At 52.5% G+C, this 24,320-nt stretch carries 23 protein-coding genes and 1 riboswitch; of the genes, 18 read left to right on the top strand and 5 right to left on the bottom strand.

All coding sequences use genetic code 11. The features are described from left to right. Positions 1-215: 215 nt before the first annotated feature. From mglC to ABEA66_RS08305, 6 genes are all read left to right on the top strand, one after another. Positions 216-1,226 (top strand): galactose/methyl galactoside ABC transporter permease MglC, encoded by a 1,011-nt coding sequence (mglC, locus tag ABEA66_RS08330; protein WP_079912158.1) that lies wholly within the window; start codon positions 216-218, stop codon positions 1,224-1,226. A 244-nt stretch (positions 1,227-1,470) separates the two neighbouring features. Further along, complete coding sequence (locus ABEA66_RS08325; protein WP_345587191.1) at positions 1,471-2,415, top strand: TRM11 family SAM-dependent methyltransferase; 945 nt, start codon at positions 1,471-1,473, stop codon at positions 2,413-2,415. A gap of 226 nt (positions 2,416-2,641) precedes the next feature. Further along, positions 2,642-3,451: a hypothetical protein gene (locus ABEA66_RS08320; RefSeq protein ID WP_345587190.1), complete on the top strand. Its 810-nt coding sequence runs from the start codon at positions 2,642-2,644 to the stop codon at positions 3,449-3,451. 152 nt (positions 3,452-3,603) lie between these two features. Next, positions 3,604-5,568 carry a beta/alpha barrel domain-containing protein gene (locus ABEA66_RS08315; RefSeq protein WP_345587189.1) on the top strand — a complete coding sequence of 655 codons (1,965 nt, stop codon included), beginning with the start codon at positions 3,604-3,606 and terminating at the stop codon, positions 5,566-5,568. A gap of 378 nt (positions 5,569-5,946) precedes the next feature. Next, on the top strand, positions 5,947-7,380 hold the full coding sequence (locus tag ABEA66_RS08310; protein ID WP_345587188.1) for an RtcB family protein: 1,434 nt from the start codon (positions 5,947-5,949) through the stop codon (positions 7,378-7,380). 2 nt (positions 7,381-7,382) lie between these two features. After that, the gene (locus ABEA66_RS08305) at positions 7,383-8,762 is read left to right on the top strand and encodes an ATP-binding protein (protein WP_345587187.1); all 1,380 of its coding nucleotides are present in this window, start codon (positions 7,383-7,385) and stop codon (positions 8,760-8,762) included. Between the two features lie 72 nt (positions 8,763-8,834). On the opposite strand, the gene nfsA is transcribed toward ABEA66_RS08305, so the two are convergent. Continuing rightward, complete coding sequence (gene nfsA / locus ABEA66_RS08300) at positions 8,835-9,569, bottom strand: oxygen-insensitive NADPH nitroreductase (RefSeq protein ID WP_079912164.1); 735 nt, start codon at positions 9,567-9,569, stop codon at positions 8,835-8,837. A 394-nt stretch (positions 9,570-9,963) separates the two neighbouring features. On the opposite strand from nfsA, the gene ABEA66_RS08295 reads away from it, so the two are divergent. Beyond that, the gene (locus ABEA66_RS08295) at positions 9,964-10,086 is read left to right on the top strand and encodes a hypothetical protein (RefSeq protein WP_256865430.1); all 123 of its coding nucleotides are present in this window, start codon (positions 9,964-9,966) and stop codon (positions 10,084-10,086) included. A gap of 70 nt (positions 10,087-10,156) precedes the next feature. Further along, a complete protein-coding gene (locus ABEA66_RS08290; protein ID WP_079912165.1) occupies positions 10,157-10,468 on the top strand; it encodes a DUF2325 domain-containing protein in 312 nt (103 codons plus the stop codon). A 78-nt stretch (positions 10,469-10,546) separates the two neighbouring features. Here ABEA66_RS08290 and ABEA66_RS08285 read toward each other — a convergent pair whose 3' ends face one another. Beyond that, on the bottom strand, positions 10,547-11,890 hold the full coding sequence (locus ABEA66_RS08285) for an alginate lyase family protein (protein WP_179136105.1): 1,344 nt from the start codon (positions 11,888-11,890) through the stop codon (positions 10,547-10,549). A 300-nt stretch (positions 11,891-12,190) separates the two neighbouring features. Between ABEA66_RS08285 and ABEA66_RS08280 the strand changes: the two genes are divergently transcribed. After that, positions 12,191-13,351 (top strand): asparaginase, encoded by a 1,161-nt coding sequence (locus ABEA66_RS08280; RefSeq protein WP_079912281.1) that lies wholly within the window; start codon positions 12,191-12,193, stop codon positions 13,349-13,351. Between the two features lie 166 nt (positions 13,352-13,517). Here ABEA66_RS08280 and ABEA66_RS08275 read toward each other — a convergent pair whose 3' ends face one another. Beyond that, positions 13,518-13,892 (bottom strand): helix-turn-helix domain-containing protein, encoded by a 375-nt coding sequence (locus tag ABEA66_RS08275; protein ID WP_079912167.1) that lies wholly within the window; start codon positions 13,890-13,892, stop codon positions 13,518-13,520. A gap of 278 nt (positions 13,893-14,170) precedes the next feature. Here ABEA66_RS08275 and ABEA66_RS08270 point away from each other — a divergent pair, with 278 nt between their 5' ends. Beyond that, positions 14,171-14,620 carry a hypothetical protein gene (locus tag ABEA66_RS08270; protein ID WP_079912168.1) on the top strand — a complete coding sequence of 150 codons (450 nt, stop codon included), beginning with the start codon at positions 14,171-14,173 and terminating at the stop codon, positions 14,618-14,620. A gap of 143 nt (positions 14,621-14,763) precedes the next feature. Here ABEA66_RS08270 and ABEA66_RS08265 read toward each other — a convergent pair whose 3' ends face one another. Continuing rightward, a complete protein-coding gene (locus ABEA66_RS08265) occupies positions 14,764-15,564 on the bottom strand; it encodes a metallophosphoesterase (RefSeq protein WP_079912169.1) in 801 nt (266 codons plus the stop codon). Between the two features lie 237 nt (positions 15,565-15,801). Between ABEA66_RS08265 and ABEA66_RS08260 the strand changes: the two genes are divergently transcribed. The 3 genes from ABEA66_RS08260 to ABEA66_RS08250 all read left to right on the top strand — a co-directional run bounded on the left by ABEA66_RS08260 (position 15,802) and on the right by ABEA66_RS08250 (position 17,745). Beyond that, on the top strand, positions 15,802-15,948 hold the full coding sequence (locus tag ABEA66_RS08260; RefSeq protein WP_179136106.1) for a hypothetical protein: 147 nt from the start codon (positions 15,802-15,804) through the stop codon (positions 15,946-15,948). A 408-nt stretch (positions 15,949-16,356) separates the two neighbouring features. Continuing rightward, the gene (locus tag ABEA66_RS08255; RefSeq protein ID WP_079912170.1) at positions 16,357-17,385 is read left to right on the top strand and encodes an NAD-dependent epimerase/dehydratase family protein; all 1,029 of its coding nucleotides are present in this window, start codon (positions 16,357-16,359) and stop codon (positions 17,383-17,385) included. A gap of 165 nt (positions 17,386-17,550) precedes the next feature. Then, positions 17,551-17,745, top strand: a complete 195-nt coding sequence (locus ABEA66_RS08250; RefSeq protein ID WP_079912171.1) for a hypothetical protein — start codon at positions 17,551-17,553, stop codon at positions 17,743-17,745. 10 nt (positions 17,746-17,755) lie between these two features. On the opposite strand, the gene ABEA66_RS08245 is transcribed toward ABEA66_RS08250, so the two are convergent. Next, complete coding sequence (locus ABEA66_RS08245) at positions 17,756-18,139, bottom strand: helix-turn-helix domain-containing protein (protein WP_079912172.1); 384 nt, start codon at positions 18,137-18,139, stop codon at positions 17,756-17,758. 233 nt (positions 18,140-18,372) lie between these two features. After that, positions 18,373-18,598: riboswitch (cobalamin riboswitch) on the top strand. A gap of 223 nt (positions 18,599-18,821) precedes the next feature. Between ABEA66_RS08245 and cobJ the strand changes: the two genes are divergently transcribed. The 5 genes from cobJ (at position 18,822) to ABEA66_RS08220 (ending at position 24,264) form a co-directional block, all read left to right on the top strand. After that, the gene (gene cobJ, locus ABEA66_RS08240; protein WP_345587186.1) at positions 18,822-20,618 is read left to right on the top strand and encodes a precorrin-3B C(17)-methyltransferase; all 1,797 of its coding nucleotides are present in this window, start codon (positions 18,822-18,824) and stop codon (positions 20,616-20,618) included. A gap of 29 nt (positions 20,619-20,647) precedes the next feature. Next, a complete protein-coding gene (locus ABEA66_RS08235; RefSeq protein ID WP_345587185.1) occupies positions 20,648-21,631 on the top strand; it encodes a sirohydrochlorin chelatase in 984 nt (327 codons plus the stop codon). Positions 21,632-21,705: 74 nt separating this feature from the next. Further along, the gene (gene cobK, locus ABEA66_RS08230; RefSeq protein ID WP_079912175.1) at positions 21,706-22,479 is read left to right on the top strand and encodes a precorrin-6A reductase; all 774 of its coding nucleotides are present in this window, start codon (positions 21,706-21,708) and stop codon (positions 22,477-22,479) included. A gap of 5 nt (positions 22,480-22,484) precedes the next feature. Further along, a complete protein-coding gene (locus ABEA66_RS08225) occupies positions 22,485-23,135 on the top strand; it encodes a precorrin-8X methylmutase (RefSeq protein WP_079912176.1) in 651 nt (216 codons plus the stop codon). A gap of 13 nt (positions 23,136-23,148) precedes the next feature. After that, complete coding sequence (locus ABEA66_RS08220) at positions 23,149-24,264, top strand: cobalt-precorrin-5B (C(1))-methyltransferase (protein WP_377739876.1); 1,116 nt, start codon at positions 23,149-23,151, stop codon at positions 24,262-24,264. The last annotated feature ends 56 nt before the right edge of the window (positions 24,265-24,320 follow it).

Below are 24,320 nucleotides of genomic sequence, written 5' to 3'. Positions count from 1 at the left end.
CGAAAACTAAGCAACGCTTACGAAGAAAGTTTTGCTTGCGCAAAACTCAGTAACGCCTACGAAGTAAGTTTTCTCACGAAAACTCGGCAACGCTTACGAAGAAAGTTTCGCTAACGCAAAACTCAGTAACGCTTACGAAGTAAGTTTTCTCACGAAAACTAAGCAACGCTTACGAAGAAAGTTTCGCTAACGCGAAACTCTTAGGAGGATCAACAATGAACACAAACAAAATAGGCAACTTTGTAACGCAGAACGCGATCTACATGGTCCTGATCGTTCTCGTTATCGGGATTGCGATATCCGACCCCAGGTTCCTGTCCATAGATATATTGCGCGATATTTTGCTGCAAAATTCAACCAGAGCCATTATTGCTCTCGGCATGGCGTTTATTCTGATTACCGGAGGCACCGACCTTTCGGCTGGCCGTGTCGTAGGCTTAACCGCTGTGCTGTCCGCCTCCATGCTGCAAATGTCGGATTATCCGCGCCGGTTTTTTCCGGATATGCCGGACTTGCCGTTATGGGCTCCTATCGTTATAGGGATTCTCGCCGGCCTTATAGTCGGCCTGCTTAACGGCTGGATCGTCTCCAGGCTTAGCGTTCCGCCGTTTATCGCCACTCTGGGAACGATGGTCATCGTGTACGGGGCTAACTCGATCTACTTCGATTTGAAGCCCAACGAATCGCAGCCGATTGCCGGTCTGCGCAAAGATTTTACGAATATCGGGACAGGTTTTTTCGGTTCAGGCGGCTCTTATTCCATTCCTTATATCGTCATTATCGCCATTATCGTGGCCTTAATCGTCTGGGTCGTGTTTAACAAGACGCGGCTCGGCAAAAATATGTACGCTATCGGCGGCAACATTCAGGCTGCCACAGTATCAGGGATCAATGTGAAACGGAACCTGCTCTACATTTATGCCTTTGCCGGCGCTCTCTACGGTCTGGGCGGGGTATTGGAAGCGGCAAGAACCGGCGGCGCGACGAATAACTACGGTAACATGTATGAGCTCGATGCCATAGCGGCTTGCGTGGTCGGTGGAGTATCGACAGCGGGCGGGATCGGCACGGTGCCCGGGGTATTGGTCGGAGTTTTGATCTTCGGGGTTATCAACTATGGCCTTACTTTTATCGGCGTCAGCCCGTATTGGCAGCTGATTATTAAAGGGTTGATCATTGTTGCGGCCGTCGCTTTCGATATCCGCAAATATTTGGCGAAAAAATAAGCAAGGCAACTTCAGTTTACCTTATTTCCTCAAAACTACAGGGTTCTAATCCTCTGCCGTATAGCCAGCTTGGGCTATGCGGCTTTTTCTTTTGGCTGGCCTCTGTTCTGGAGTACGTTTGATATTCAAGGGGACTCTAACGTGTCAGGCAGCTCGCAGCCGGATTTTGTAATACATTGGACAGAAGCGGAAGGTCATGAGACAATCTAGGTACTTTCATCAATAAGGGCGGGACTTAAGTGCTATGGAGAATGCGGAACAGAAGTTGAAATCGTACTTATATACGTACGTTTGTCATGAGGACGAGGTGCCTCTGTGCTTGCTGGAGCTTCGAGCTTTATTCGGGAACAACCCGGAGCACGACGGATTTATAGTAAGCGAGCGTGGTATTGATGCCAGCCGGAGCCCGTTTATCAAGCAGCGCGTGGAGATACATATCCAAGGCGGCAGCCTGGATGAAATTGCGCGAGGAGTTGAAGCCATTCAACTGAACGGGGAGACGTTCAAGGTGGTCTTCGTCGAAGCGGCAGACGCGCTGGATTATGACGCCCGGCGGGCTGTAGAAAGACGGATCGGCTCTCATATTCGCGGCCGGGCCGAGATGCGTAAGCCTGAACGAATCTTCGGCATAGCTTATACCGGAGACCAGTGGGTGTTCGGCCCCTGCGCCAAGAATGAGGCACTATGGCTCCGGCACAACCAAAAGCCGCAGAACTATTCAACCGCTTTAAGCACGCGTGTAGCGCGCGCGATTGCTAATATTGCCGTTCCTTATCCGGAAGGAATACGGGCTATCGACCCTTGCTGCGGAATTGGTACGGTGCTAATTGAAGCTATATCTATGGGGATAAATATGATCGGCCGGGATTTGAACCCGCTTGCCGTAAAAGGAGCCCGATTGAATTTGGCGCATTTCGGTTTTCCGGATGTGGTGGCGATTGATGATATTCGAACGGTACCGGGACACTACGATGCGCTTGTCCTCGATTTGCCTTACAACCTATGCTCGGTTCTCCCGGCAGAGGAGCAGCTGGAGATGCTGCAAAGCGCGCGAAGGCTGGCCGACAGAGCGGTGATTATTGCTACAGAGGTTATTGATGAGCCTGTGGAACAAGCAGGCTTCCGCATTATCGACCGCTGCGAGGTGAAAAAAGGAGCCTTTGTTCGACATGTCCTTGTTGCTGTCTGAGTCCAGCTAAGCTAATAAAAGCCCAGCTTAATAAAGCGAAAGCCATAATGAGCAAGCCTCTGGCATGGAGATTTATTCTTCGTCGCCGGGGGCTTTGTTGTTTTTGGCCTCTGGCATGTTCTCCAACAAAGCCTCATACACATGGTAATAGGCAGCTAGTCCTATAGAGCAAGATTTGACAGCGCTTTCTAATTTAAATCCGGAACATATAAGGAGGAAATGTTCGATGTTCGAGATCTTGCTTCGCTGGTACAATGTGGCGGCTTTGTTCGCGGTGCTGGCAGTGAACCGGTTTGCTGAAACAGAGCCGGTCAAAGGAATGACGACGGGGGAAATATCCGCGATGTTTCCCGTCCAAATCACGCCGGCCCCGTATGCGTTTGCTATTTGGGGGCTTATTTATGCGCTGCTGATTGGCTTCATAATCGTGCAATTTTTACCGTCCAAGCGAGGGCGTCATGAGCTTCGTTCCATCGGACCGTGGTTCGGCGTAACCTGTATTTTCAACATTGCCTGGCTTCTGCTGTGGCAAAGTCTTAACATCACTTCCTCCTTGTTTGCTATGCTGGGGCTTCTTCTATCCCTGGCCGTTATCTATGCCAATACCCGCCCTCACGGCTGGTCGGAGGATCAGGCTGTCCGCTGGTGGGTTCAAGTTCCCTTCAGCCTCTATTTCGGATGGGTTACTGCAGCCGCTATAGTGAACACGGCCGTTGTATTCTATGCAAACGGCTGGGACGGCTTCGGATGGCCGGAAACCTTCTGGACGGTGCTGATGATTCTCATCGTTTCACTGCTCAGTTTGTTGATCGGATTTCTCCGCAAGGATCCGTTTTATATGCTGGTTACGGTATGGGCGTTAGTCGCAATCGGTGTGGACAATCAGGGGAACAGGGCCTTGGGCTATATGGCCTGGGGTGCCGCCGGGCTGCTGCTCGCCTATGCTATGCTGCTGTTCATTGCCAACGGCTGGCTGAAGCGGACGGTAAGGTCCGAGGTCGAAGAGGGCAGGGCTGGTCATTTTATCAGCGGATAGGAACGGGGTGAGCTGATAGATATCGGCATGAGCTCAATAAGAAAAACCAAGGGTTGGGGAAAAGGCGGAACGTCCGAAGAGGAATCTTCCGGCAAATGGTGGAATATGTACTGAATAATAACAGGTCATGGTGATCGTTTGGAGTGTTTTAGATGCCGGATTGGTCCTATCAAACATTATTCCGCCCCGCACTGTTCCGTCTGCCTTCCCGGATCGCGCGTGATTTTACCCTGAATGCCATGGGAGCGTTGAGCCGTCTTCCCGGCGGCAGTCTCGTCATTCGCACCCTGGGTCATATGGAGCCAGCACCTATGCTCGAAAGCAAGCTGGCAGGAGTGCGTATAACATATCCTGTCGGATTGTCCGGCAGCTTGGACCCTCGTGGTGTCGCCCATAAAGCGATCGCTCAATTCGGTATCGGCTTTATCGAGATAGGTCCGGTAACACTGGAGCCTGTAGAGAGCGATCGGCCGATTGAGCGGAATAACGAGAAGGAAGCGATTATTTACCCGCCTGATCCCGTCAATGCCGGGCTGGAGGATACCGTTCGGCGGCTGAAGCATAAGCAGGGGCATTCGCTGCCGCTTATGATCAGAACGAGCAGCAGGAGGGGACGGGAATGGAAGGAAGCGCTCCAGGAGCAGAGGCAGCTCATGGACGCTCTGCGGCCCTATGCGGCCGCATTTTATGTGGATTCTCTGGATGAGCGGTGGACGATAGAAGAAACGGTACATCATCTTGAAGCGATGGCTCAAGCCGAGGCGGGAGGAGCCGGGCGAGGCGGCAGCGGGTCCAGGCCGATGCTGCTGTATATTCCGCTCGATTATCCGCTGGAGCGGCTGGCTGAGCTGCTGAAGCGAGTACGAATGGAGCATTGGGCGGGCTTCGTGATCGGTGAAAGGCAAATGACGGAAGAGGGCGCCGTCGTAGGCCGGGCGGGAAAAGAGCCGGGTCTCCATAAAATCCGTCTGATACGGAAGCTTTGCGGCGACGATATCCCCATCGTGGCGAGCGGCGGCGTTCATGAGCCGCAGGACGCCTTGGATTTGATGCAGGCCGGCGCCCGTTATGTACAGCTTCATAGCGGTCTTGTATATGCCGGGCCAGGGCTTCCCAAACGCATTAATGAGGCCGTCATCTATGAACGGTCCTGTAATAAGGCGCATAAGGATCTAACGGAAAGCGCCGAACCGTCCTTCTGGTATAACTGGGGCTGGATGTGCCTGTTAGGTGCCGGAATGATCGTTGGGGGAATCTTGGCCTGGCTCATAGCGGCCAGCACGGTCATGCTGCCCTATGACGTCCAGTTCTTGGGCATGGACACGCTGACGATCCGGCAAATGAATCCGCTGCTGCTTCGCTTTATGTCTCATGACAGGGTGACCTTGGCAGGCACGATGATCTCCATCGGCATCTTGTATTTTCAGTTTGCTTATTACGGCCTGCGTCAAGGGCTTCATTGGGTCAAGACGGCACTGATGACGTCATGTATCGTCGGGTTCAGCAGCTTTTTTCTTTATTTGGGCTACGGTTATTTCGATCCTCTGCATGCTCTGGCCGGGGCGGTGCTGCTGCCCATGTTCATTCTGTCCATGAGAGGCAGAGCGGATAACCCTTCCGTTGAACCGCCCAATCTTTACAACGACCGCTTATGGAAGAGAGCGCAATGGGGACAGCTCATGATGGTCATGCTCGGCTTCTCGTTGGCCATCGGAGGGGGAGTCATATCTTGGATAGGGATCACCCGGGTGTTTGTCCCCGAGGATTTACAATATTTATGCGCGACCCCGGCGATGCTGAATGAAATTAACGACCGGTTGATCCCCTTGATCGCCCATGACCGGGCAGGCTTCGGGGGAGCTTTGTTCTCCGACGCGATTGCGCTGTTGGCTGCCGCGCTGTGGGGAGTAAGCCAAGGACGCCGTTGGCTGTGGTGGACGTTCTTGATCGGAGGGTTTCCGGGATTTTTGGCCGGCTTTAGCGTTCATTGGGCTATCGGATATACCGATTTTATCCACTTGCTGCCTGCTTATTTTGCCGCTGCCTTGTATATAGCGGGGCTTATTCTGCTCTACCCGTATTTAATGCATCGAAGGACCGATACGAAAAATCAATAGAAAGAATTAATATAATCAATAAATATTTTTTATCTAAAGGTTGACAAAGTTTACCTGCGGCGTTTATCATAACCGTATCTTGAATGTGAAAGGAGGCCAATGATCATGATCCGACTGAACAGACTGAGATTGCACATACAACCGAATAATTCAATGGATTCCATTGGCCTCTACGGGCCTGCTGCAAGCGGATATTTCCGGCCTAATCCGGCACATGAAGTGTGACCGGATGGCTTCGGCAAAGGTACAACCGCATATGCGCGAATGAATAATGAACCGTAGGCATTGGTGGAGCCTGCGGTTTTTTTGTTGTTTCAAAAAAAAGGATTGTATCATTTTCATTTTCAAGAACGCAAAGAGAGAAAGGATAAATAAATCATGGGAACCAATCAACAAACAGATTCATTTTACAGGCAAGTACAGCTCCCTGCGGGACATTTGCATGTGTATGCCGGGGAGCAGCTGTTCGCCGGACTGGATTACAAAGTATTCGATATGGCGAATAACAATTTGCAAATTCCGAACACGATGTATATGAGCTATACGCCGGATGTACATGTTGGCGTTGGCACCTGCATCGGAACCACGGCGATATGGGATACGAGGAACGGGTATGTATCCCCGTCGATTGTCGGCAGCGATATCGGCTGCGGGATGCGCCTGCATTTGACCAACCTGCATCGCGACGAGCTTCGCGATGTGAAGCTGCGCCGCAAGCTGGTCAAAGCGATTGAACGGCATCTGCCGGTCGAAGAGCAGTCGCGCGGGCATTTCTCCGATATTCGGCTTGAGCACGTCATCCGCAAGGGATTGTTCGGCCTGCCGAAGAAATACGTGCCGGACGCTTACACGCCGCGCAAGGCGACCTCGCTTGAGCGGATCGAGTGCGGCAAGTTCGGCTTCGACGAGTCGTATCTGGAGCGGCTGCCGGAGATGGTATGGCACCGCTCGCACCGGCAGCTGGGAACGCTGGGCAACGGGAACCATTTTGCCGAGGTGCAGGCGATTGAGATCGCTGAGGAGCATCGCGAGGTGGCGGAGCAGTGGGGATTATCCGACGGCCAGGTGGTCATCATGATCCATTCGGGGTCCAGGGCTTGGGGCGGAGCCGTCAACCAATACTGCAGCAGCGAAATGCTGAAAGCGATGCGCCGCAGCGGACTCGGGACTTCCAATCCGAAGCTGATGTTTGCTCCGCTGGAGAGCGAAAGCGCGCAGGCCTATGTCCACCTGATGTACTCCGCCTTGAATTATGCGGTGGTGAACCGACATTTGATTGCGTACGGAATACGAGAGGCTGGCAAGGAAGTGTTCGGCCCGAAATTTGAAATGAGTACGCTGTATGATTTAATGCATAACTATGCCTGGGAGGAGAAGCACGATGGCCGTTCGCTTTTCGTCCATCGCAAAGGCGCAACCCGGGCGCTTCCGCCCGAGCATCCCGACAATCCGGCTCCGTACCGGGAGACTGGACATCCTGCACTCATCCCGGGGTCCATGGGGACGGCCTCTTATATTATGGTTGGCAGGCCGGAGGGCAAGCGCAATTATTACTCCATCTGCCACGGCGCTGGCCGCATCCGTTCCCGCAGCGCGACGAAGCGGCTGGTGACACTGGACCAGTTCGAATCCTCGCTGCGTGTCGGTCACGATGATGAAATCGTCGTGAATCAGCGGATGCTGGAATCGATTATTGATGAGTCGCCTCAAGCTTATAAGGACGTCGACCAAATCATCGACAGCGTCGTAGGGGCGGAATTGGCCTCTGTTGTCGCCAAATGCAAGCCGCTCGCCGCCGTGAAAGGGGTGTAGCCATGATAAATCCAGGCAATAAAAGCAGCAGGCCTGAAGGGGCCGCCCTTTATTCGGAACGGCTGCGGGAGGCTGGACGCCGTACCCATGTCAACGAAAGTCATGGATGTTACATCATCCCTATCAGGGCGAGCGAGCCGCAGGAAATCCCGCAATATTTTGATACGGCGGTCGTAATCGAGCGCATCCAGCAGGAGCTGGAGTCCCGGTATGGGGCTGCTTTTCAGATGTATGTTCAGGATGATTACGGCAACGAGATATGGGATATGCTCGACGAGGACGTTCGTCAAGGAAGCGGGCAGGTGGAGCATGCGGCTGTCATTTACGACCGGGTCGAATCCAAGGCGTTCTCTTACCAGGGAGAGCTTGGGGATAACGCGGGTTACCGGATTTTTCCGGCCTCGCGCAACAATCTATTCGTCTATCCGTCCTATGGGGTTGCCTTGGTCCGCATCCCCGTATTCCGCCCAAACGGGAGCTTTAGCGAGGAGTATGTATTCGCCGTAAACGATGACTGCTTAGGCCGGTTTCTTGGCTATATGCGCGAAAGGCAGAGGGAGAATGACCGCAAGCATGTGACGGTATTTACAGACAGCCGCAACGGCCTGGACCAGCATCGGGAGCCTATTACCAGGAGCGTGAGCCGGGACGAGGTGATCATGAGCGAATCGCTGAAGCAGGATATTTACAGGTCGATCGATCAGTTTTTTGCGCAGGACCGGCAGTTTTTTCAAACGTACCGGATTCCTTATAAACGGGGAATTTTATTGTACGGCAGGCCCGGCAACGGCAAGACGACTCTGGTCAAATCCATAGCGGGGAGCGTCAATGCTCCCGTAACCTACTGGCAGATTACGGAGCATACATGCAGCTATACGATTCAGGAAGCGTTCGAATCGGCCGTGAAGATGGCGCCGATGGTGCTTGTCATTGAGGATATCGATTCCATGCCGGAGCAGGCGCGGTCCTTTTTCCTGAATACATTGGATGGGGCTACCTCCAAGGAAGGCATCTTTCTTATCGGAACGACCAATTACCCCGAGCGCATCGATCCGGCCCTGATGAACCGAGCGGGACGCTTTGACCGGGCTTACGAAATCAAGCTGCCGGATGAGCCGCTGAGAAGGCGTTATTTGGCGCAAAAGCAGCTATCGGCACTGATTGGCGAAGACGAGGCGGAGAAGGCCGTGCGTCTGACGGACGGCTTTACCTTCGCCCAGCTGAACGAGCTGTACGTTTCGGCCGCGCTGGAGAAGCATTACGAGCCGGAAGTGAAGATCGAGGAGCTGATCCGGGGGATGAGGGCCGAGCTCAACAAGGAGAAGACCCAGCATTGGCATACGACGCAGCCGGAGTCGAGAATGGGCTTCGTTGCCGGCTAATACCGCACTAAAAAAGCAAGAGCCGGAGAGACTGATCTTCCGGACTCTTGCTTTTTACTGCAATAAGGCTTCTTATTCGAAGCGGTAGCCCCTTGCTTTAAGGAACGGCATAATATGCGCCCGCCCCGGCTTCGCATATTTGTCCGCAATCCCTTTGGACCAGGTCGTCAGCGTTTGGCCGTTCGTACGCTCTTGGTAGTATTTGTACATGGTATCGTCGTACTGCTGAATGCCTTGCGCCACTTGTTCGGCGTTATAAGCATTTTGGTGATATACGGCCTGCATCGGAAGACGCGGACGGTAGGAAGGCTCCTGATCCGGAACGCCTACGCACATGCCGAACACGGGATAGACCAGCTCCGGCAGGGAAAGGGCCTCGCAGACCTCCTGCGGCTTGTTGCGGATGCCTCCGATGTAGCAGATTCCGTAGCCGAGCGATTCCGCGGCAACGGCAGCGTTCTGTGCAGCCAGAGCGGCATCGACGGTTGCGACGATAAAACTCTCAGTGTTGTGATGAAACGTTTGGCCGTGCTGCTCAGTCGCTCCCTTGAGCTTGTGCAAATCGGCACAAAAGACGAGGAAAAGTCCGCACTGCTCGACGTACGCCTGATTGCCGGCGAGCTGCGCAAGCTCCTTCTTCAGGGCGGGATCCGTGACCCCGATAATGCTGTACGCCTGCACGTTGCTGGAAGTGGAGGCCATCTGGGCGGAGGAGATGATAGCTTCCGTATGTGCCTCGGGAAGGGCTGCTTCTTTATATTTGCGGATGGAGCGATGGTTACGAAGAAGGTCAATAGTTGGATTCATGCCGGAACAACCCTTTCTGTGAATGATATAAAAAGTCCCCTTGCTCTCTGCAAGGGGGCTCCGATGGATCGGTTGCTGCTTCTTATTTTACCACAGGAGAGATTGGATTTCATAATTGGGCTAGAGGCCCGGAAAGCAGACTTACAGGAATCCCTGATTTTGTATCGTCGAGAAATTTCCCCCTGCAGATGTTGACAATGATAATGAGAACCATTATCATTGTGGTATAGGCAGTGAGAACAATTATCAACTGATACAAACAGACTATCTGCCATAATGCCTCAACGGCATTGGCTAAAAAATAGCCTAAGAAGTCCTACATATTCTAAACGGCCTTCGTTCCGGCCACAACGTAATCTTTCCTTGTAGAAAAGAGTAAGGAGGAGATGCATTCGTGCTGATATTTATTTGCCTGCTGCTGCCGGCGCTGCTTGTGTCTTTGATACTTATCGGGATGTACTGTTGGGGCATGCGCGGGGAGTATTCGTATACCGGCTTCCGTTCGGAGAAGCGTTAGAGCTCATACCATTCATGAATCACATAAGTTCCTCAATATACGTACTATACAAAGGAAAGGAGGCAAGCCAATGGCGTCCATATTAGTAGTAGGTGCCGATCATTTGGGCAATATGCCGGAGCAGCTTGCCAATATCGGTTTTGATGATGTAATGCATATGTCCGGCCGCAAGTGCCAGATGGTTCGCAAAGGGATTCCCGAAAAAGTTGATGCCGTGCTGGTGCTCACCGACTATATCAACCATAACCTGACCAAGGTCATTAAGCAGCAAGCGAAGGATCAGGAGCTTCCGATCTATTATGCCAAAAGGTCCTGGTGCTCCGTTCAGAAGGCGCTGTGCTCCTGCGAGCATGTCTGCGAGATGATGAAAGCCAAGCAGTAGCCTGCAAGGAATTACAAAAAAAAAGCCCGCGCAGGGGCTTGGGCAGGACGCTGTCTGGACATGCTGTTATGTTCCAGCTTACTTAAACACCGGCTTCGTGGCAATGAGGTTCGTCCGTGAACTGTTCCTGGAGGTCCCGAGTGTCTTGTCCGCTGCGTCCGCATACGATGGATCCTTGTATACAACCGCCGCTTCGCGCAAATAGAAAGCGAATTCGGATTCATTCTCCGCTTTGATTTGTTCACGCTCCCATGGTTTTCCGTTAAAATAAGGCACCAGGAATTGATAAGCCTGATGAATGCTTTTTCCATCCGTTGTTTGGTAATTCCATGCATCGAACCCGACTTTACTCCCGTACAAGGCAAGCATAGAGAAGGCTTCCAGATTAAATACAGGGTAGTGAAAGGAACGGGTTCTGCTCATTTCCAGAGGCATACTGCCGTCCGGCTGTATTTGCGCGGCGACTCGTTTGGGCACCGTTTCACGTAAATACGCAGCCGCGGCATCCTTTTCCCCGATAAAGAGCGTAAGCCCCGTATAAATCGCGTCATACCACGTCCCGTGATTGTTTTTGGCCGCTTTTTCCTCGAGCGCCAGCTTGTTTACCTTAAGCCATCCTGTATATTCCTTGACCCAGCTTTTGTAAGCGGCCATATCCTTGTCAGGCCAATTCGGCGAGCCCGCCAGCAGGGCGGCGGCATCGGAGGTCGTCAGAAAATGCCGTGAATCGAGCACGCCCTCCTTGCGTCCATCCGTTCGTCCGGGCACGCTTTGCCCGAAGTTCATATTCGGGTTCATGCGCGTCTCCGCGTCCAGGAACCAGACTCGCAGCAGCATAGCTGCCTTTTCGCCGTAAGGCTCATGGCCGGTCAAATAATAAGCAAGCGCCAACGTTTCCACGGCGGAAGCCATATTCCCAAGGCGGGTTGCATCATATCGGTTGGTTGCCCGCTCGGGATTCGTTTGGCCGTCCTTCTGGATATAGGGTCTGCCATCCGGCTTGCCGGGGTCAGGCCACCAGTAAGGAGCCATACTCATATAATCGTGCTTGTCCCCGCTCGGCGGCGTGCTCTGCTTATGGACAACGGAGAACGGCCCGGTCTTCAGGGCGAGATCCGCTTCCTTGCGCAATTGGTTGAGTGCGGCCTGAAAGTCCGCCGCTTGGTTTGATTTCACCTTGCTTCGAATATCTTGCAGCACGGAAGCATTCAGAATAAGAGTGTCCGGCTCAGCGGCCTCCTTCGCTATAGTCATATTTTCCCCTTGGTTCGCTGTGGGCAGGGAAGCGGCAGGGCTGCCGCTTGGAGCTTCGCTTGCCTGCTTTGCTCGAAGGGGAGTCTCTGGAGGCATCGTGCATCCTGGTAGAACTGCCGCGGCCAGAGTGAAACCGGATATGAATGCGAGCTTGATTTTGCGTCCCAATGGGGCACGCTCCCTTCCTTGCATGACCTACAATTCCATTATAAGGGAAGGCTTTGGAAACGACATAGCGTAGATACACTTTTATTTGCGGTATGTTCAGCTTCCATTAATGAAAATGCAAACATGAGCATAGCAGTGAAAATACGCTGCAAAGCCCGTAAACATAAAATGTATGCGATTTATTGGATATGTTCAGTGTTTGTAATATTATCTAACATTAAATTAAGATAACTCTCATAAACGTTACATATATGTAATGTTTTATTACATAATAACAGCTGTGGGAGGAATTTGCTTATGATGCTCAAATCCGGTTCTATGATGGTCAAGGTCTGTTTATCTTCGGGATTGTTGTTGTCGTCCCTGCTCTCTGCCGTTGCGGTAGTCCCGTTGTCCCCGAAGGTGCTCGCTGCCGAGAGTGATGCCCAAACCCAAGCCGTCAAGCTTCCGAAGGTAAAGGTCATCGGAACGGGAGGGACTATATCGGGCAAATCGCAGGATGAAACGAGCTTTCAGAATTATAAAGCAGGGAGCTTGCTGATCCAGGATATGGTCGACGCGCTCCCGAATAAAGAGAAAATAGCGGAGGTCACGACCTCTCAGTTCGGTAATTCCGGATCTTCCGCGTACTCCATGCAGGATCTGTTCGACTTGTCCTTGCAGGTCGACGAAGCGCTGAAGGAGCAGGATGGAGTTGTAGTGACGACGGGGACGGATACGATGGAGGAAATCGCCTATTTCCTCGACTTGACGGTGCAAAGCCCCAAACCGGTCATCGTTACCGGCTCCATGAGACCGTGGACGGTCATTGGAAGCGATGCGCAGGCTAACCTGTACAATGCGATTAAGCTGGCAGGCAGCGGGAAAACCAAATATTTCGGCACGGTGATTATGCTGAATGACACGATTCATGCGGCCAGGGAGGTAACGAAAACCAACGATTACCGGACCGATACGTTCGAGTCACCCCAGCTCGGCATGTTCGGATTTATTGACGAGAACAACATCCGTATTTACCGCGCACCGGCAAGGAGCTTTAAACCGACGGAGGAATGGGCGACGCCATTTGATCTAAAGAGAATCAAGAAGGAGGATTTGCCGAAGGTAGAAATCGCCGTATCATATCAGGGAGCAGGAGGAGAGGCGATCAAAGGCTTTGTCGAAGGAGGAGCCGAAGGAATCGTCACAGCTGGAACGGGAGCGGGCGGCATATCCAAGGCGATGAGCGAGGCGAGGCAAAAGGCGATTGACGAGAAGGGCGTCATCTTCGTTACGACTACACGTACCGGTTCCGGAAGCATTTATTCCGGAGGCAAGGGAGTGATTGCCGGAGATAACCTGAACCCGCAGCACGCACGTATTATGCTGCTCGTGAGTCTGGCCTTCTCCAAGGATTTCGATACGATCAAAGGCTGGTTCGACAAGTACGGCGCTCCACAAGTCGACCTGACAAACAAATAACGTAACAAAAAAATCACTCTGCCGCATAAGACAGGGTGATTTTTTTGACTTTACAGAAATGTCGGGGGCCTCCCGCAAAGCGCCTGAATCCGCTTCGAAGCCAAGGCATCACTTTACGGGGGGATTTGATCTGCAGCCTGCCGCCGCACCAGCAGATAGAGGAAAACTAGCCGTTGTTAATGGATCTTTCAGCCCTTACAAACGCAATGAACCGGCGTGCCTCCTCAGGTGTCAGCTTCTTTCCGTCTATGGTCAGGGCGAACTTCTCCATAATTTTCTCGTTGGATAGTTCCAGAGCATCGACAAATTCACGAACATCCTCATCCAGCACCCGGTGAGGGTCGTCCGTCCTGCCTATTAAATAATCAATCGATACATTGAACAAATTGGCGATGCTTACGATCGTGTCGTAATCCGGCTCTCTCCGGTTGTTCTCATAATGCGATAGAGAAGCCCTCGTAATGCCAAGCTTGTTGGAAAGCCCCTCTTGCGTCAGGGAATGTTTTTCTCGAAGTGATGCGATCCGCTCCCCGTATTTCATATCATATACCTCCAGTTAATACGACCATAGTTGATGGATTCGGTATTTTTGATGCAGTCTCACGCACGTTGTCACCGGACCGCTATAAAGCTTTCGGTCCTATTGACATTGATACAAAATGTATCGTATGTTAATGATAATATATTCCATTTACCAGACTTAATATGACCAGGCTGCACTAAAAGGCCGTGGTCCAGCCCCTTTGTGCGCTTTAAAGTACAAAATGTATCGCAATACGTTTATTTTACCCAAAAAAACGAAGGTTGGGAAGATGCCATGTGAACGAAAAACAAATCGGAAGCAAGCAAAATAGATTACGGAACATGCTAGGTTCCATGGAATGCCGGATGTGGATCAGCAAATTGGATAACAAACCGGTCCAAACGAACTATGGGATTGTACAGGTAACGAACCTGGACGCACGCGAGATTCACTTTACCTCTTCGCTGCTGCTGCCTGTCACAAGGCAAATGACTTTGTCATTCCAGCTGGTTTCATCCGATGGAGTCATTCATTTTAGCGGAAGCGGAATAAAACGGAAGTACATGGGTCCGGATTATCATTATGAAGTGAAGCATGAATTGGATGAGACCGAGCGGTCGTTGTTTATTTCGTCCGTTAACCTCATCCTGGGGGAATCTCATTCTATCACGAATAGAGTCCTGGCGAGCTACTCTTCCTTTTACTCCTACGACCATTGTACCCCGAACTATTACTTTCAAACCTAGGTCCTGCTTGTCCGGCAACGATTCTCCTGTCCGTTTGTCCTAAGGTCTGTACATCTTTTTGGTACTATAGGGTGATAAACATGCTCCTTGTGTAACTATTTTGATACAATTAGTATCAATGTATCATAGACATGAAGGAACAGCTATAAATAATGCATCGTGACCTCGCTTCGTACCAGGAAGCGAAGGTTGATGCCGGTCTGGCCAATGCCTTTGGAAATATAGTAAGTCCCGTAAGAATTCCTGTGCAGTCCCTTGTAAATGCCCTGCGCAGGCAGCTCGCCCATTGGCCGCAGCTTATAGAAGCAGGGGATGGCGAATTGTTTGCCGTGAAGATGTCCCGCCATTAAGTAATCGTAGCTTTCGCGGATGCTCAGAACCACATTGGGATCGTGTGTGATGATGACCCGTGGTACCTGAGTATCGGTCATGCGGAACGCTTGGAGGATGTTGCTTTTTCCGGTGTGATAATCATCGATGCCGATCAGCTGAAATCCGGGCAAACGGACCGACTCATTGCGCAGCAAGTGGATGCCCCGGTAGCGGAGGAGACGGATAAGACGGATGACCTTGCGCTGCTGGTAATCATGATTACCGAGGACGGCGAAGGTGGGAATGGGATGCTTCTCTAACATCCGCAGATAGCTGTCCAGTCGAAGCAGCTGCGATTCCAATTCGGTGAAATCGCCTGTAATGACTATGTAGTCGGGCTTAAGCCGAGTGATGTGCTTCGATAAGGCAGATGGGGAAATGCGCAGCCGCTCCACATGGAGGTCGCTGATTTGAAGTATGGACAGATTAAGGCCGATTGGGTTACGGATTTGCTCTACCTTTAGCCACTGGGTCGGCAAAACGAATAAGGCATACACAAGTGCGAGCAGGATGATGAAGGCGGCGGCATACAGCACAATGATTTTCCCCCCTCTAGAGCCGATATGATTCATGGTACACTAAATCTTACTAAAAGTGTATGTCCAATAAAAGTCGTACATGCTAATGCACTTTCACTGATGGTGAACAAAAGTCATCCAAAAATTTAATAAAGTAAACATTTTTTTATGGAATTCGACACAATCTCCTTTGACAAGATACATTACGTATCATACAGTGAATAAAGAGACCACATACTGTGATAGAGAAATTCATGTAAATATACGGAATAAGAGAAGGAGTGCAATAGAATGAGCAGCAGCAACAAGCAGCAGGAGAAGAAGAATGTAGATGTGTTGAGAATCTTGGCGCAGTTGAACATTGATGCGAGCAAGCTTGCATTGTTCGGTCCTCATGGACCTGATACGCTGCCCCCGACTCCTGGTTCTTCCTGCTAGTAAGCCCCTGTAGATGACTAAAATTACCTCTTTGGTTTACATAAAACTCCCGTTATCCTCCCGCACAGATCAGCTTCCAAGTGAATAAAAAGCCGCCCAAGAAGAGCTTGTGTTCTGATCGGACCTAGTCATGATGTCCCTGGAGAACCAGGATGTGAGTTCCTGTTCTTTGCTCAAGAGCGTAGGATCATGGAACAATCCGTCTTTCCTACTAAAATTGGCGGCGGCACCTAATTTCGGTTAACTTTTCTGGGACCTCTTGACTGGAGGCCTTTTTTTGTTTATATTGATACAAAATGTATCAATATTCGACGGGTCAAGCGCATCATGCGCTTAAGGATATAGGACTTTGGGAAAGCACCCGAACGAACGCTTAAACGACAATATCGAATCGGTGGAGGGATAAGGATGAAAGTACTAATTACAGGCGGAGTCGGCTTTATAGGGTCCCATACGGTGGACTGTGCCATTCAGGCAGGGCTGGATGTAGTAGTAGTCGACAATATGAGCACAGGGAAGGAAGCGAATCTGCATCCGGCATGCAAGCTGTATCGAATGGATGTTGCCAGCACGGAGTTAAGAAATATTTTTGAGCTGGAGCAGCCGGATTACTGTATCCATCTGGCGGAGAAAACCGATTTGAACGAAGCGATGGTCGTTCGGGGGCTGAGTCCCAATTTGCGCGGATTGATCTATTTGCTGGATCTGTGCAAGGAATTTTCGATCAAGAAGCTGGTCTACGGATCCTCCGCAGAGGTCTACGGTTCCTATGAGCCTAAGCCGATTGACGAAGCCGCTCCATGCGCTCCGGTCTCCTGCACAGGAATGTCCAAGCTGGCTCCCGAGGAATACATAAAGCTGTACGGCGCGTTGTATGGACTTAACTACACGATTTTAAGGTATGCGAACGTGTATGGCTGCCGGCAAAAGAGGTATGGAAGCGGGGGCGTAATCTCGGCCTTTCTGGAAACCTTCGTCAACGGCGAGAAAGCCATCATTCAAGGGAAAGGCCTTCAGACCCGGGATTTCGTCTATGTATCCGATGTGGCTTCCGCCAACGTTCAAGCCCTGTCCTTGTCCAACAGCGATACCTACAACATAGGCACGGGAACGGCAACGTCCATTCTGGAATTGTTCGAGCTGATGAATGAGATGACGAATCAAAAAGTAAAGCCCGTATTCGTAACGGCGCGTCCGGAGGACCATCTGCATGTCTGCGTTTCCTGGGACAAAGCGGCCAAGGGCTGGGGATGGAGTCCCAGGATCCAGCTGCGGGAGGGCTTGACCCAGCTTATGGGGGATTTTATGTACCAAAGGCTTATGGACAAAATCAATGGAGTTCAGGAAACGGCGCCCGAGCCTGTGGCAGCCAGTATGCTGATTCGCCGTATGGCCGTGAAGAAATCGGCCCGAAGGCTGAAAACTTCCTCTTTATAAGCCGTTGAACCGCGTTGATAAAGATTTATTTAGAATAGCTTATTCGACAAAATGATCGGTGTTTTTTACCAAAACACTCCCAGTATGCGACACCTTTTTTTGAACATCTCCGATATAATACTAGACATTGAAAGTCTATGAGACGAGATGGAGTGTGGGTTGCAAATGGAAGAGAACAAGAAAACGGTGGATATCGACACCGTCCTGAATCAGCTCGGTATCCCCAGAGACAAGTACGATCAATGGCTGGCTCTTCAAGAAGCCGTGAAGGAACCGATCAAGCCTCAATACAAAGGCCTCGATAAACCGTTATTTTCATATATGTACAAGGAACTAGGCATGATGGAGTACAGCAAGTAGCCGTACCTCATCATGGCTTATTTTTGTCGGCAGGGAGAGAACGCTCGGACCGAATGAAAGCGATGAAGCTTTTGGACTCCTCCAGTGTGAGTTCTCTTCCGTCAATAGTCAGAATGAATTTGTCCAGAATAGCTTCGTCCGAAAGCTCAAGATAGCTGATAAATTCCTCCGTGCCGTCCGCAAAGCTTCCGGGATGATCCGTGCGGCCCATCAAATAGTCTATCGATACGCCGAATATATCGGCAATTTTTTGAATGGTTTCATAATCCGGCTCTCTCCTATTATTTTCATAATGAGAAAGGGCGGAACGGGTAATTCCTACTTTATAGGCAAGCTCTTCCTGGGTCATGTACCCTTTGCTCCGCAGTTTGGCTATTCGCTGCCCGTATTTCATAGAGCATCCTTCCACCTTTGCTGTTGTAAATCGGCTGACCTTCCTCATTCCAGCTCTTCTGTATAGTCGGCTATATTGTTCGTAAGCTATCGTTTTGTTTCAATGGGTATGCTGTAAAAAATAAGAACTTCGGCCCATACCTCCCGGGGCATCGAACGGCTTGTCGTTAACGGCGGGAGGGCGCGCAGTTATAGACAAAGCTTCGCTCCGGGTGATATGATGACTCTGGACAATCAAATACGGATGAATTAGGTGCTGAATGAAATCATGCCTCATTTGGCTTAAAAGGGAAGCCCGGTGCAAAGCCGGCACGGTCCCGCCACTGTGAAGAGTGCCTTTCCATAAGAAAGGCTTGTTATGCCGATGTTGTTGCCACTGGAGCGCCATAGAGCGCGTCTGGGAAGGGAATCGGATGACGAAGCTCGAAGTCAGGAGACCTGCCTAATTTCAAAACACTGTTGACCTACGAGGATAGGGAGGTGTTAGAGATCGGCTTACTTAAGGAATGGTAATGGCATATCGAATGTAATGTCATTGGAATTCTTGAGAACGCGGGCTGCAAGAGCATTTCTAACACTTTCTGTAGGAATGCTCTTTTTTGTGCTGCATAAAAGTAAGGAAGACATGTTCGAGTTGCAACCATCATGATGTATTTATATAGGAAGGAAAGGATGTGCGGCGAATGGCGGGAAAACTGCTTATCATCGGCTTCGGACCGGGAAGCTTCGAGCATATTACGAAACGGGCGCGGGAGGCCATTGAAGAAAGTGAAGTTATCATCGGCTATAACACGTACGTGGATCTTATCCGTGGACTTCTCACCGATCAGGAGATTGTACGGACAGGGATGACGGAGGAAGTGAGCCGGGCTCAGGAGGCCGTTCGGCAAGCGGAGTCCGGGAAAAAGGTAGCGGTTATCTCGAGCGGCGATGCCGGTGTATACGGGATGGCCGGACTGGTGTACGAGGTGCTGATGGAAAAAGGCTGGAGGCGGGACGGCGGCGTGGAAGTCGAGATAATCCCCGGCATATCGGCGATTAACTCTTCCGCCTCGCTGCTTGGGGCCCCGGTCATGCACGATGCCTGCACGATAAGCTTAAGCGATCATCTGACGCCGTGGGAGCTGATTGCCCGGCGCGTCGAGGCGGCGGCCCAGGCGGACTTCGTCATTGCGCTGTACAACCCCCGCAGCGGCAGACGAACCCGGCAAATTGTGGAGACGCAGCGCATATTGCTGAAATACCGCTCGCCGGAGACGCCGGTCGGCATCGTGAAGAGTGCCTACCGGGACCGTCAGCATGTGGTGCTGACAACTTTGCGCGATATGCTCGATCATGAGATCGGGATGCTGACGACGGTCATTATCGGCAATGCGTCGACGACGGTCTACGACGGTCTGATGATCACCCCGCGCGGTTATCAGCGCAAGTATACTCTCGGCGCCGATGTACAGCCGCTTAAGCCGCACCAACGGCTGCAGGAAGCGGCGGAGCCTTGGGCGCTGCAGCAGTGGGACGAGGCAGAGGCGGTCGATGCGGATGACGAGGATTGGGCTTGGGAAGGCGAAGGCCAAGTGGAAAGCGGCCGGGAAGCCGTGGCCCGCACCGCAAGGGAGACGGCTCCTGCAAGCTCCGCCGGCGGCGGAAGCACGGGCGGAGCGGTGCTGGCTGTCAGCGCGGTCAGTGTGGCTGAGCGCGAGGAGCGGAGCAGCGGCCCCGGTACCGACTCGCCGCTAATGCTGGCGATGGAGGCGCTGCGCCTGTCCGATCTCAGCCGAGGCGTGGTCACGGAGCCGGGCAGCACGCCTGCCTCGGCGGGATTGTTCCGCCAGCAAGCGATCTTCGAGCTTGCGGTAAGTCCGGGCGTCGCCGAGAAGCGTTTTACCGCCAGACAGATGCTTGCGCTGGCTGAGGTCGTTGGCGAGAAGGGGACGATGGAGTATACGCCCCATCACCAAATGATTATCCGGGTTCCGACATCGAATCCCGATGACATTACGACGAAGCTGCGGCAGGAAGGCTTCCTGCTGGCGCCGATCGGCGATGTAGCGCAGCTTAAAGCTTGCGACTTTTGCAATGCGGAGAAGGCGGATGCGATTCCGTACGCTGAGGAGCTGCAGAAGCGGATCGGCGGCTTGAGCGTGCCGAAGGAGCTGCGCATCGGCTTGAACGGGTGCGGAATGGCTTGTTATGGGGCGGTGCACGAGGATATCGGCATCGTATACCGGAAGGAGAAATTCGATTTGTTCCTGGGCGGCAAGACGGTCGGGCGCAATGCGCATCCGGGACAGCCGGTCGCCGAGGGTATTGAGCCGGATCAATTGGTAGACATGATCGAACGGATTGTACAGCGGTATATTTCGGATGGTCATCCGAATGAGCGATTCCATAAATATTTTAAAAGAGTAAAGGAAGTAGAAGGTTATCGTCACCAAGAGGTGCCGGTTTTCCAAATTGAAAACGCGGTATGCGGCGATTAATACGGAAATAAAGACAGGGAGGGAACAGGATGAATGCGGTTTTGTTTGTAGGCCACGGCAGTAAGGATGCGGAAGGTAATGAGGAGGTACGGGAGTTCGTCCGTTCTATTGCATCGAAGATGGACCAGCCGATCGTGGAGACGTGCTTTCTGGAATTTGAACGGCCCACCATCGCACAGGGTATCGAGCAGTGTGTTCAACAGGGAGCTACGCAGATTGCGGTAGTGCCGATCACTTTATTCTCGGCGGGGCATGCCAAAATACATATTCCGGCTGCGATTGACGAAGCGAGGCTGCGTTACCCGTCCGTTCGGTTCAACTATGGACGGCCTATCGGGGTTCATGAGCAGGTGCTGGATATTCTTGCGTCGCGGTTGGAAGCGGCCGGTGCAGGCGCTGCAACGGAAGCCGACCGGGAGCAGACGGCGGTGCTTGTCGTAGGACGGGGCAGCAGCGATGCGGACGCCAACAGCGATTTGTTCAAAATATCCCGGCTGTTCTGGGAAAAGCTGAAGGTCAAATGGGTGGAGACGGCGTTTATCGGAGTGACGGCGCCTTTAGTGGATGAAGGGATCGAGCGCTGTATCAAGCTCGGCGCACGCAAGGTCGTTATCCTGCCGTATTTCTTGTTCACGGGCGTATTGATGAAGCGGATGGAGCAAATGCTGCTTCAATTCTCGGAGAAATACCCCGAGCAGGAATTTATATTGGCTGATTATTTCGGGTTCCATCCGAATTTGCAGCTGATTTTGCGGGAGCGGGCGCTAGAGGCCGTAGAGGGCGAGGCCAGAATGAACTGCGATATGTGCCAATACCGCTTGGCGGCGATGGAGCATATCGATCATCACCATCATCATGATCACGACCACGACTATGGGCATCATCACCATGGGCATGATCATCATCATGATCATCATCACGGGCACGACCATGATCATGACCATGATCACGACCACCACCATCATGATCATGACGATACAAAAGCGCCTGCGCTGGGGAAAAGCAAATCTTAAGGAGCGGAAATTACTCCCGGCTCTATGGGCAGCTGAAACGGAATGCATGATCTTAACAGATGGAGGCGCAAATCATGATATTGGTTATGGCAGGAACAAGCGATGCGCGTGAGCTTGCATTGCAGATTCGGGAGGCAGGGTACCCGCTCTTGACTACGGTCGTTACGGACAGCGCCGCCAAGTCGATGGAGGAGGCCGGTCTCCCTGTACTGACGGGAAGACTAACCGCAGAAGCTCTGGCAGCCTTGGTACGGGAACGCGGGTTCCGCACGATTGTCGACGCCACGCATCCGTTCGCAGAGGAAGCGTCGAAGAATGCGATTGCCGCCTCTCAGGAAGCCGGCGTCCCCTATATCCGCTATGAGCGGGGACGGATCGCCATCGATCAGAATCCGCTGATCACATTCGCGGATGATTACGAGCAGGCGGCGGAGCTGGCGGCACAGCGTCAGGGCGTCATTATGCTGACGACCGGCAGCAAGACGCTGCATATTTTTGCGAAGCGTCTGCTGGGCCTTCCGAATACCACCTTGGTGGCACGGATGCTGCCTCGCAGAGACAACATGGAGAAATGCGAGGAGCTTGGGCTCGAGCAAAAGAATATTGTTGCTATGCAGGGGCCCTTTTCCAAGGAGCTGAACAAGGCCTTATATACGCATTACAACGTTACCTTGATGATCACGAAGGAGAGCGGCAAGGTCGGAGCGGTGGACGAGAAGCTGGAATCTGCGCTGGAGCTCGGGATTGAGACGATTGTCATCGGCCGTCCTTCGGTTGACTATGGTACTTATTTTAGCGAGTTTGACGGAGTCATTCATAAACTAAATGAATTGCTGCAGGAGGCGTAAGCGAGATGGATTTTAAAACGGAGTTTAAACCGTTAACGGTACAACCGCAAGAAATTGAGGAGCAAAGCTTCCGGATGATTACCGAGGAGCTCGGGGAGCATCCTTTCACGGATGAGCAATATTCGGTCGTGCAGCGGGTGATTCATGCGTCGGCGGACTTTGAGCTGGGTCGCAGCATGCTGTTCCACCGGGATGCCGTACAGGCGGGCATTCAGGCGATTCGTGCAGGGAAAACGATCGTGGCCGACGTGCAAATGGTACAGGTCGGCATCAGCAAGCCCCGCATCGCCAAGTTCGGCGGCGACGTGAAGGTATATATATCCGATCCGGACGTCATGGAAGAGGCGAAGCGTCTTAATACGACCCGGGCGATCATTTCGATCCGCAAGGCGATTCGTGAGGCCGACGGAGGCATCTTTGCCATCGGCAACGCACCGACGGCACTTCTGGAGCTGATCCGCCTTGTGAAGGAAGGCGAGGCGAAGCCGGGTCTGGTCATCGGCGTGCCGGTAGGCTTCGTGTCGGCGGCGGAATCAAAGGAAGAGCTCGCGAAGCTGGATATTCCGTTTATTACGAATATCGGACGCAAAGGTGGAAGCCCGGTAGCCGTAGCAGCCGTGAACGCCATTTCCTTAATGGCGGAACGTCTCGGTTAAGGGGATCTAAACGATGGCTATGGATAAAGGCGCAGATACGAAGGATTCCAAGCCGCTTAGACATGGTTATACGACAGGCTCGTGCGCTGCGGCTACGGCTAAAGCGGCAGTGATAGCCTTGATTGAGCAGCAGCTTCAAACGGAATCGACGATAAGATTGCCCATCGGACAGGATGTGACGTTCAGCATGGTTCGCTGCGAGTTCACGGCGGAGCGGGCGGAGGCCGAGACCATCAAGGACGGAGGCGACGACCCGGACGCTACGCATGGAGCAAGGATTATCGCCGAGGTTCAGTGGCGGGACGGGGAAGGAATCGAGCTGGATGGAGGCATCGGCGTAGGTCGGGTTACGAAGCCCGGCCTTCCTGTCCCTGTAGGGGAGGCGGCGATCAATCCGGTCCCCCGCAAGATGATCCGCGAATCGGTCGAATCCGTTCTGGATGAATATGACATTCATCGCGGGGTCAGAGTCGTTATCTCTGTGCCCGACGGCGAGGAAATTGCCAAGAAGACGCTGAACGGGCGTCTCGGCATCGTAGGCGGCATCTCGATTCTCGGCACCCGGGGCATTGTGGTGCCTTTTTCCACAGCTGCATACAAAGCCAGTGTTGCACAGGCAATTCGAGTCGCCGTCAAATGCGGCTGCAAGCATATTGTCCTGTCAACAGGCGGACGTACGGAGAAGTACGGCATCGATATGTATCCGGACTTGCCGGAGGAAGCCTTTGTCGAGATGGGCGATTTTATCGGCTTTGCGCTGACACAGTGCAAGAAGCAGGGCATCGAGAAAGTGACGCTGGTCGGCATGATGGGCAAGTTCTCCAAGGTGGCCCAGGGCGTCATGATGGTTCACTCCAAGAGTGCGCCGGTCGATTTCGGCTTTTTGGCGCGGGTAGCGGAGGAAGCGGGGGCGACGCAGGCACAGGCGGCGACCATACTGGATGCAAATACGGCAGCGATGGTAGGGGACCTGATGCTGGAATGGGGCCATTCCGCCTTTTTCGAGAGGCTGTGCGCCTATTGCTGCGAGGGCGGGCTCAAGGAAGTGCAGGGCGGCATGGAGATAGAAACCGTCATCATTTCGATGAAGGGGAGCCTATTGGGCCAAGCCTCCAAGTCGGAGGAGTAGCGCTGCAAGGTCACGGCTGCGGCAGTCAGCCGAAGCTTTTTACATACAGCAATCGG

This window comes from Paenibacillus vulneris, assembly GCF_039543185.1.
GTDB lineage: Bacteria > Bacillota > Bacilli > Paenibacillales > NBRC-103111 > Paenibacillus_S > Paenibacillus_S vulneris.
This window is presented reverse-complemented; position numbering and strand designations above follow the sequence as displayed.

What these genes read in the sequence shown, in the direction of transcription:
- mglC (WP_079912158.1), top strand. Translation starts at nt 216, where the DNA reads ATGAACACAAACAAAATAGGCAACTTTGTAACGCAGAACGCGATCTAC.
- ABEA66_RS08275 (WP_079912167.1), bottom strand. Translation starts at nt 13,892, where the DNA reads ATGAAATACGGGGAGCGGATCGCATCACTTCGAGAAAAACATTCCCTG.
- ABEA66_RS08260 (WP_179136106.1), top strand. Translation starts at nt 15,802, where the DNA reads ATGAGCAGCAGCAACAAGCAGCAGGAGAAGAAGAATGTAGATGTGTTG.
- cobK (WP_079912175.1), top strand. Translation starts at nt 21,706, where the DNA reads ATGATATTGGTTATGGCAGGAACAAGCGATGCGCGTGAGCTTGCATTG.
- ABEA66_RS08305 (WP_345587187.1), top strand. Translation starts at nt 7,383, where the DNA reads ATGATAAATCCAGGCAATAAAAGCAGCAGGCCTGAAGGGGCCGCCCTT.
- ABEA66_RS08235 (WP_345587185.1), top strand. Translation starts at nt 20,648, where the DNA reads ATGAATGCGGTTTTGTTTGTAGGCCACGGCAGTAAGGATGCGGAAGGT.
- ABEA66_RS08220 (WP_377739876.1), top strand. Translation starts at nt 23,149, where the DNA reads ATGGCTATGGATAAAGGCGCAGATACGAAGGATTCCAAGCCGCTTAGA.
- ABEA66_RS08250 (WP_079912171.1), top strand. Translation starts at nt 17,551, where the DNA reads ATGGAAGAGAACAAGAAAACGGTGGATATCGACACCGTCCTGAATCAG.
- ABEA66_RS08265 (WP_079912169.1), bottom strand. Translation starts at nt 15,564, where the DNA reads ATGAATCATATCGGCTCTAGAGGGGGGAAAATCATTGTGCTGTATGCC.
- ABEA66_RS08290 (WP_079912165.1), top strand. Translation starts at nt 10,157, where the DNA reads ATGGCGTCCATATTAGTAGTAGGTGCCGATCATTTGGGCAATATGCCG.
- cobJ (WP_345587186.1), top strand. Translation starts at nt 18,822, where the DNA reads ATGGCGGGAAAACTGCTTATCATCGGCTTCGGACCGGGAAGCTTCGAG.
- ABEA66_RS08225 (WP_079912176.1), top strand. Translation starts at nt 22,485, where the DNA reads ATGGATTTTAAAACGGAGTTTAAACCGTTAACGGTACAACCGCAAGAA.
- ABEA66_RS08280 (WP_079912281.1), top strand. Translation starts at nt 12,191, where the DNA reads ATGCTCAAATCCGGTTCTATGATGGTCAAGGTCTGTTTATCTTCGGGA.
- nfsA (WP_079912164.1), bottom strand. Translation starts at nt 9,569, where the DNA reads ATGAATCCAACTATTGACCTTCTTCGTAACCATCGCTCCATCCGCAAA.
- ABEA66_RS08245 (WP_079912172.1), bottom strand. Translation starts at nt 18,139, where the DNA reads ATGAAATACGGGCAGCGAATAGCCAAACTGCGGAGCAAAGGGTACATG.
- ABEA66_RS08255 (WP_079912170.1), top strand. Translation starts at nt 16,357, where the DNA reads ATGAAAGTACTAATTACAGGCGGAGTCGGCTTTATAGGGTCCCATACG.
- ABEA66_RS08320 (WP_345587190.1), top strand. Translation starts at nt 2,642, where the DNA reads ATGTTCGAGATCTTGCTTCGCTGGTACAATGTGGCGGCTTTGTTCGCG.
- ABEA66_RS08325 (WP_345587191.1), top strand. Translation starts at nt 1,471, where the DNA reads ATGGAGAATGCGGAACAGAAGTTGAAATCGTACTTATATACGTACGTT.
- ABEA66_RS08310 (WP_345587188.1), top strand. Translation starts at nt 5,947, where the DNA reads ATGGGAACCAATCAACAAACAGATTCATTTTACAGGCAAGTACAGCTC.
- ABEA66_RS08315 (WP_345587189.1), top strand. Translation starts at nt 3,604, where the DNA reads ATGCCGGATTGGTCCTATCAAACATTATTCCGCCCCGCACTGTTCCGT.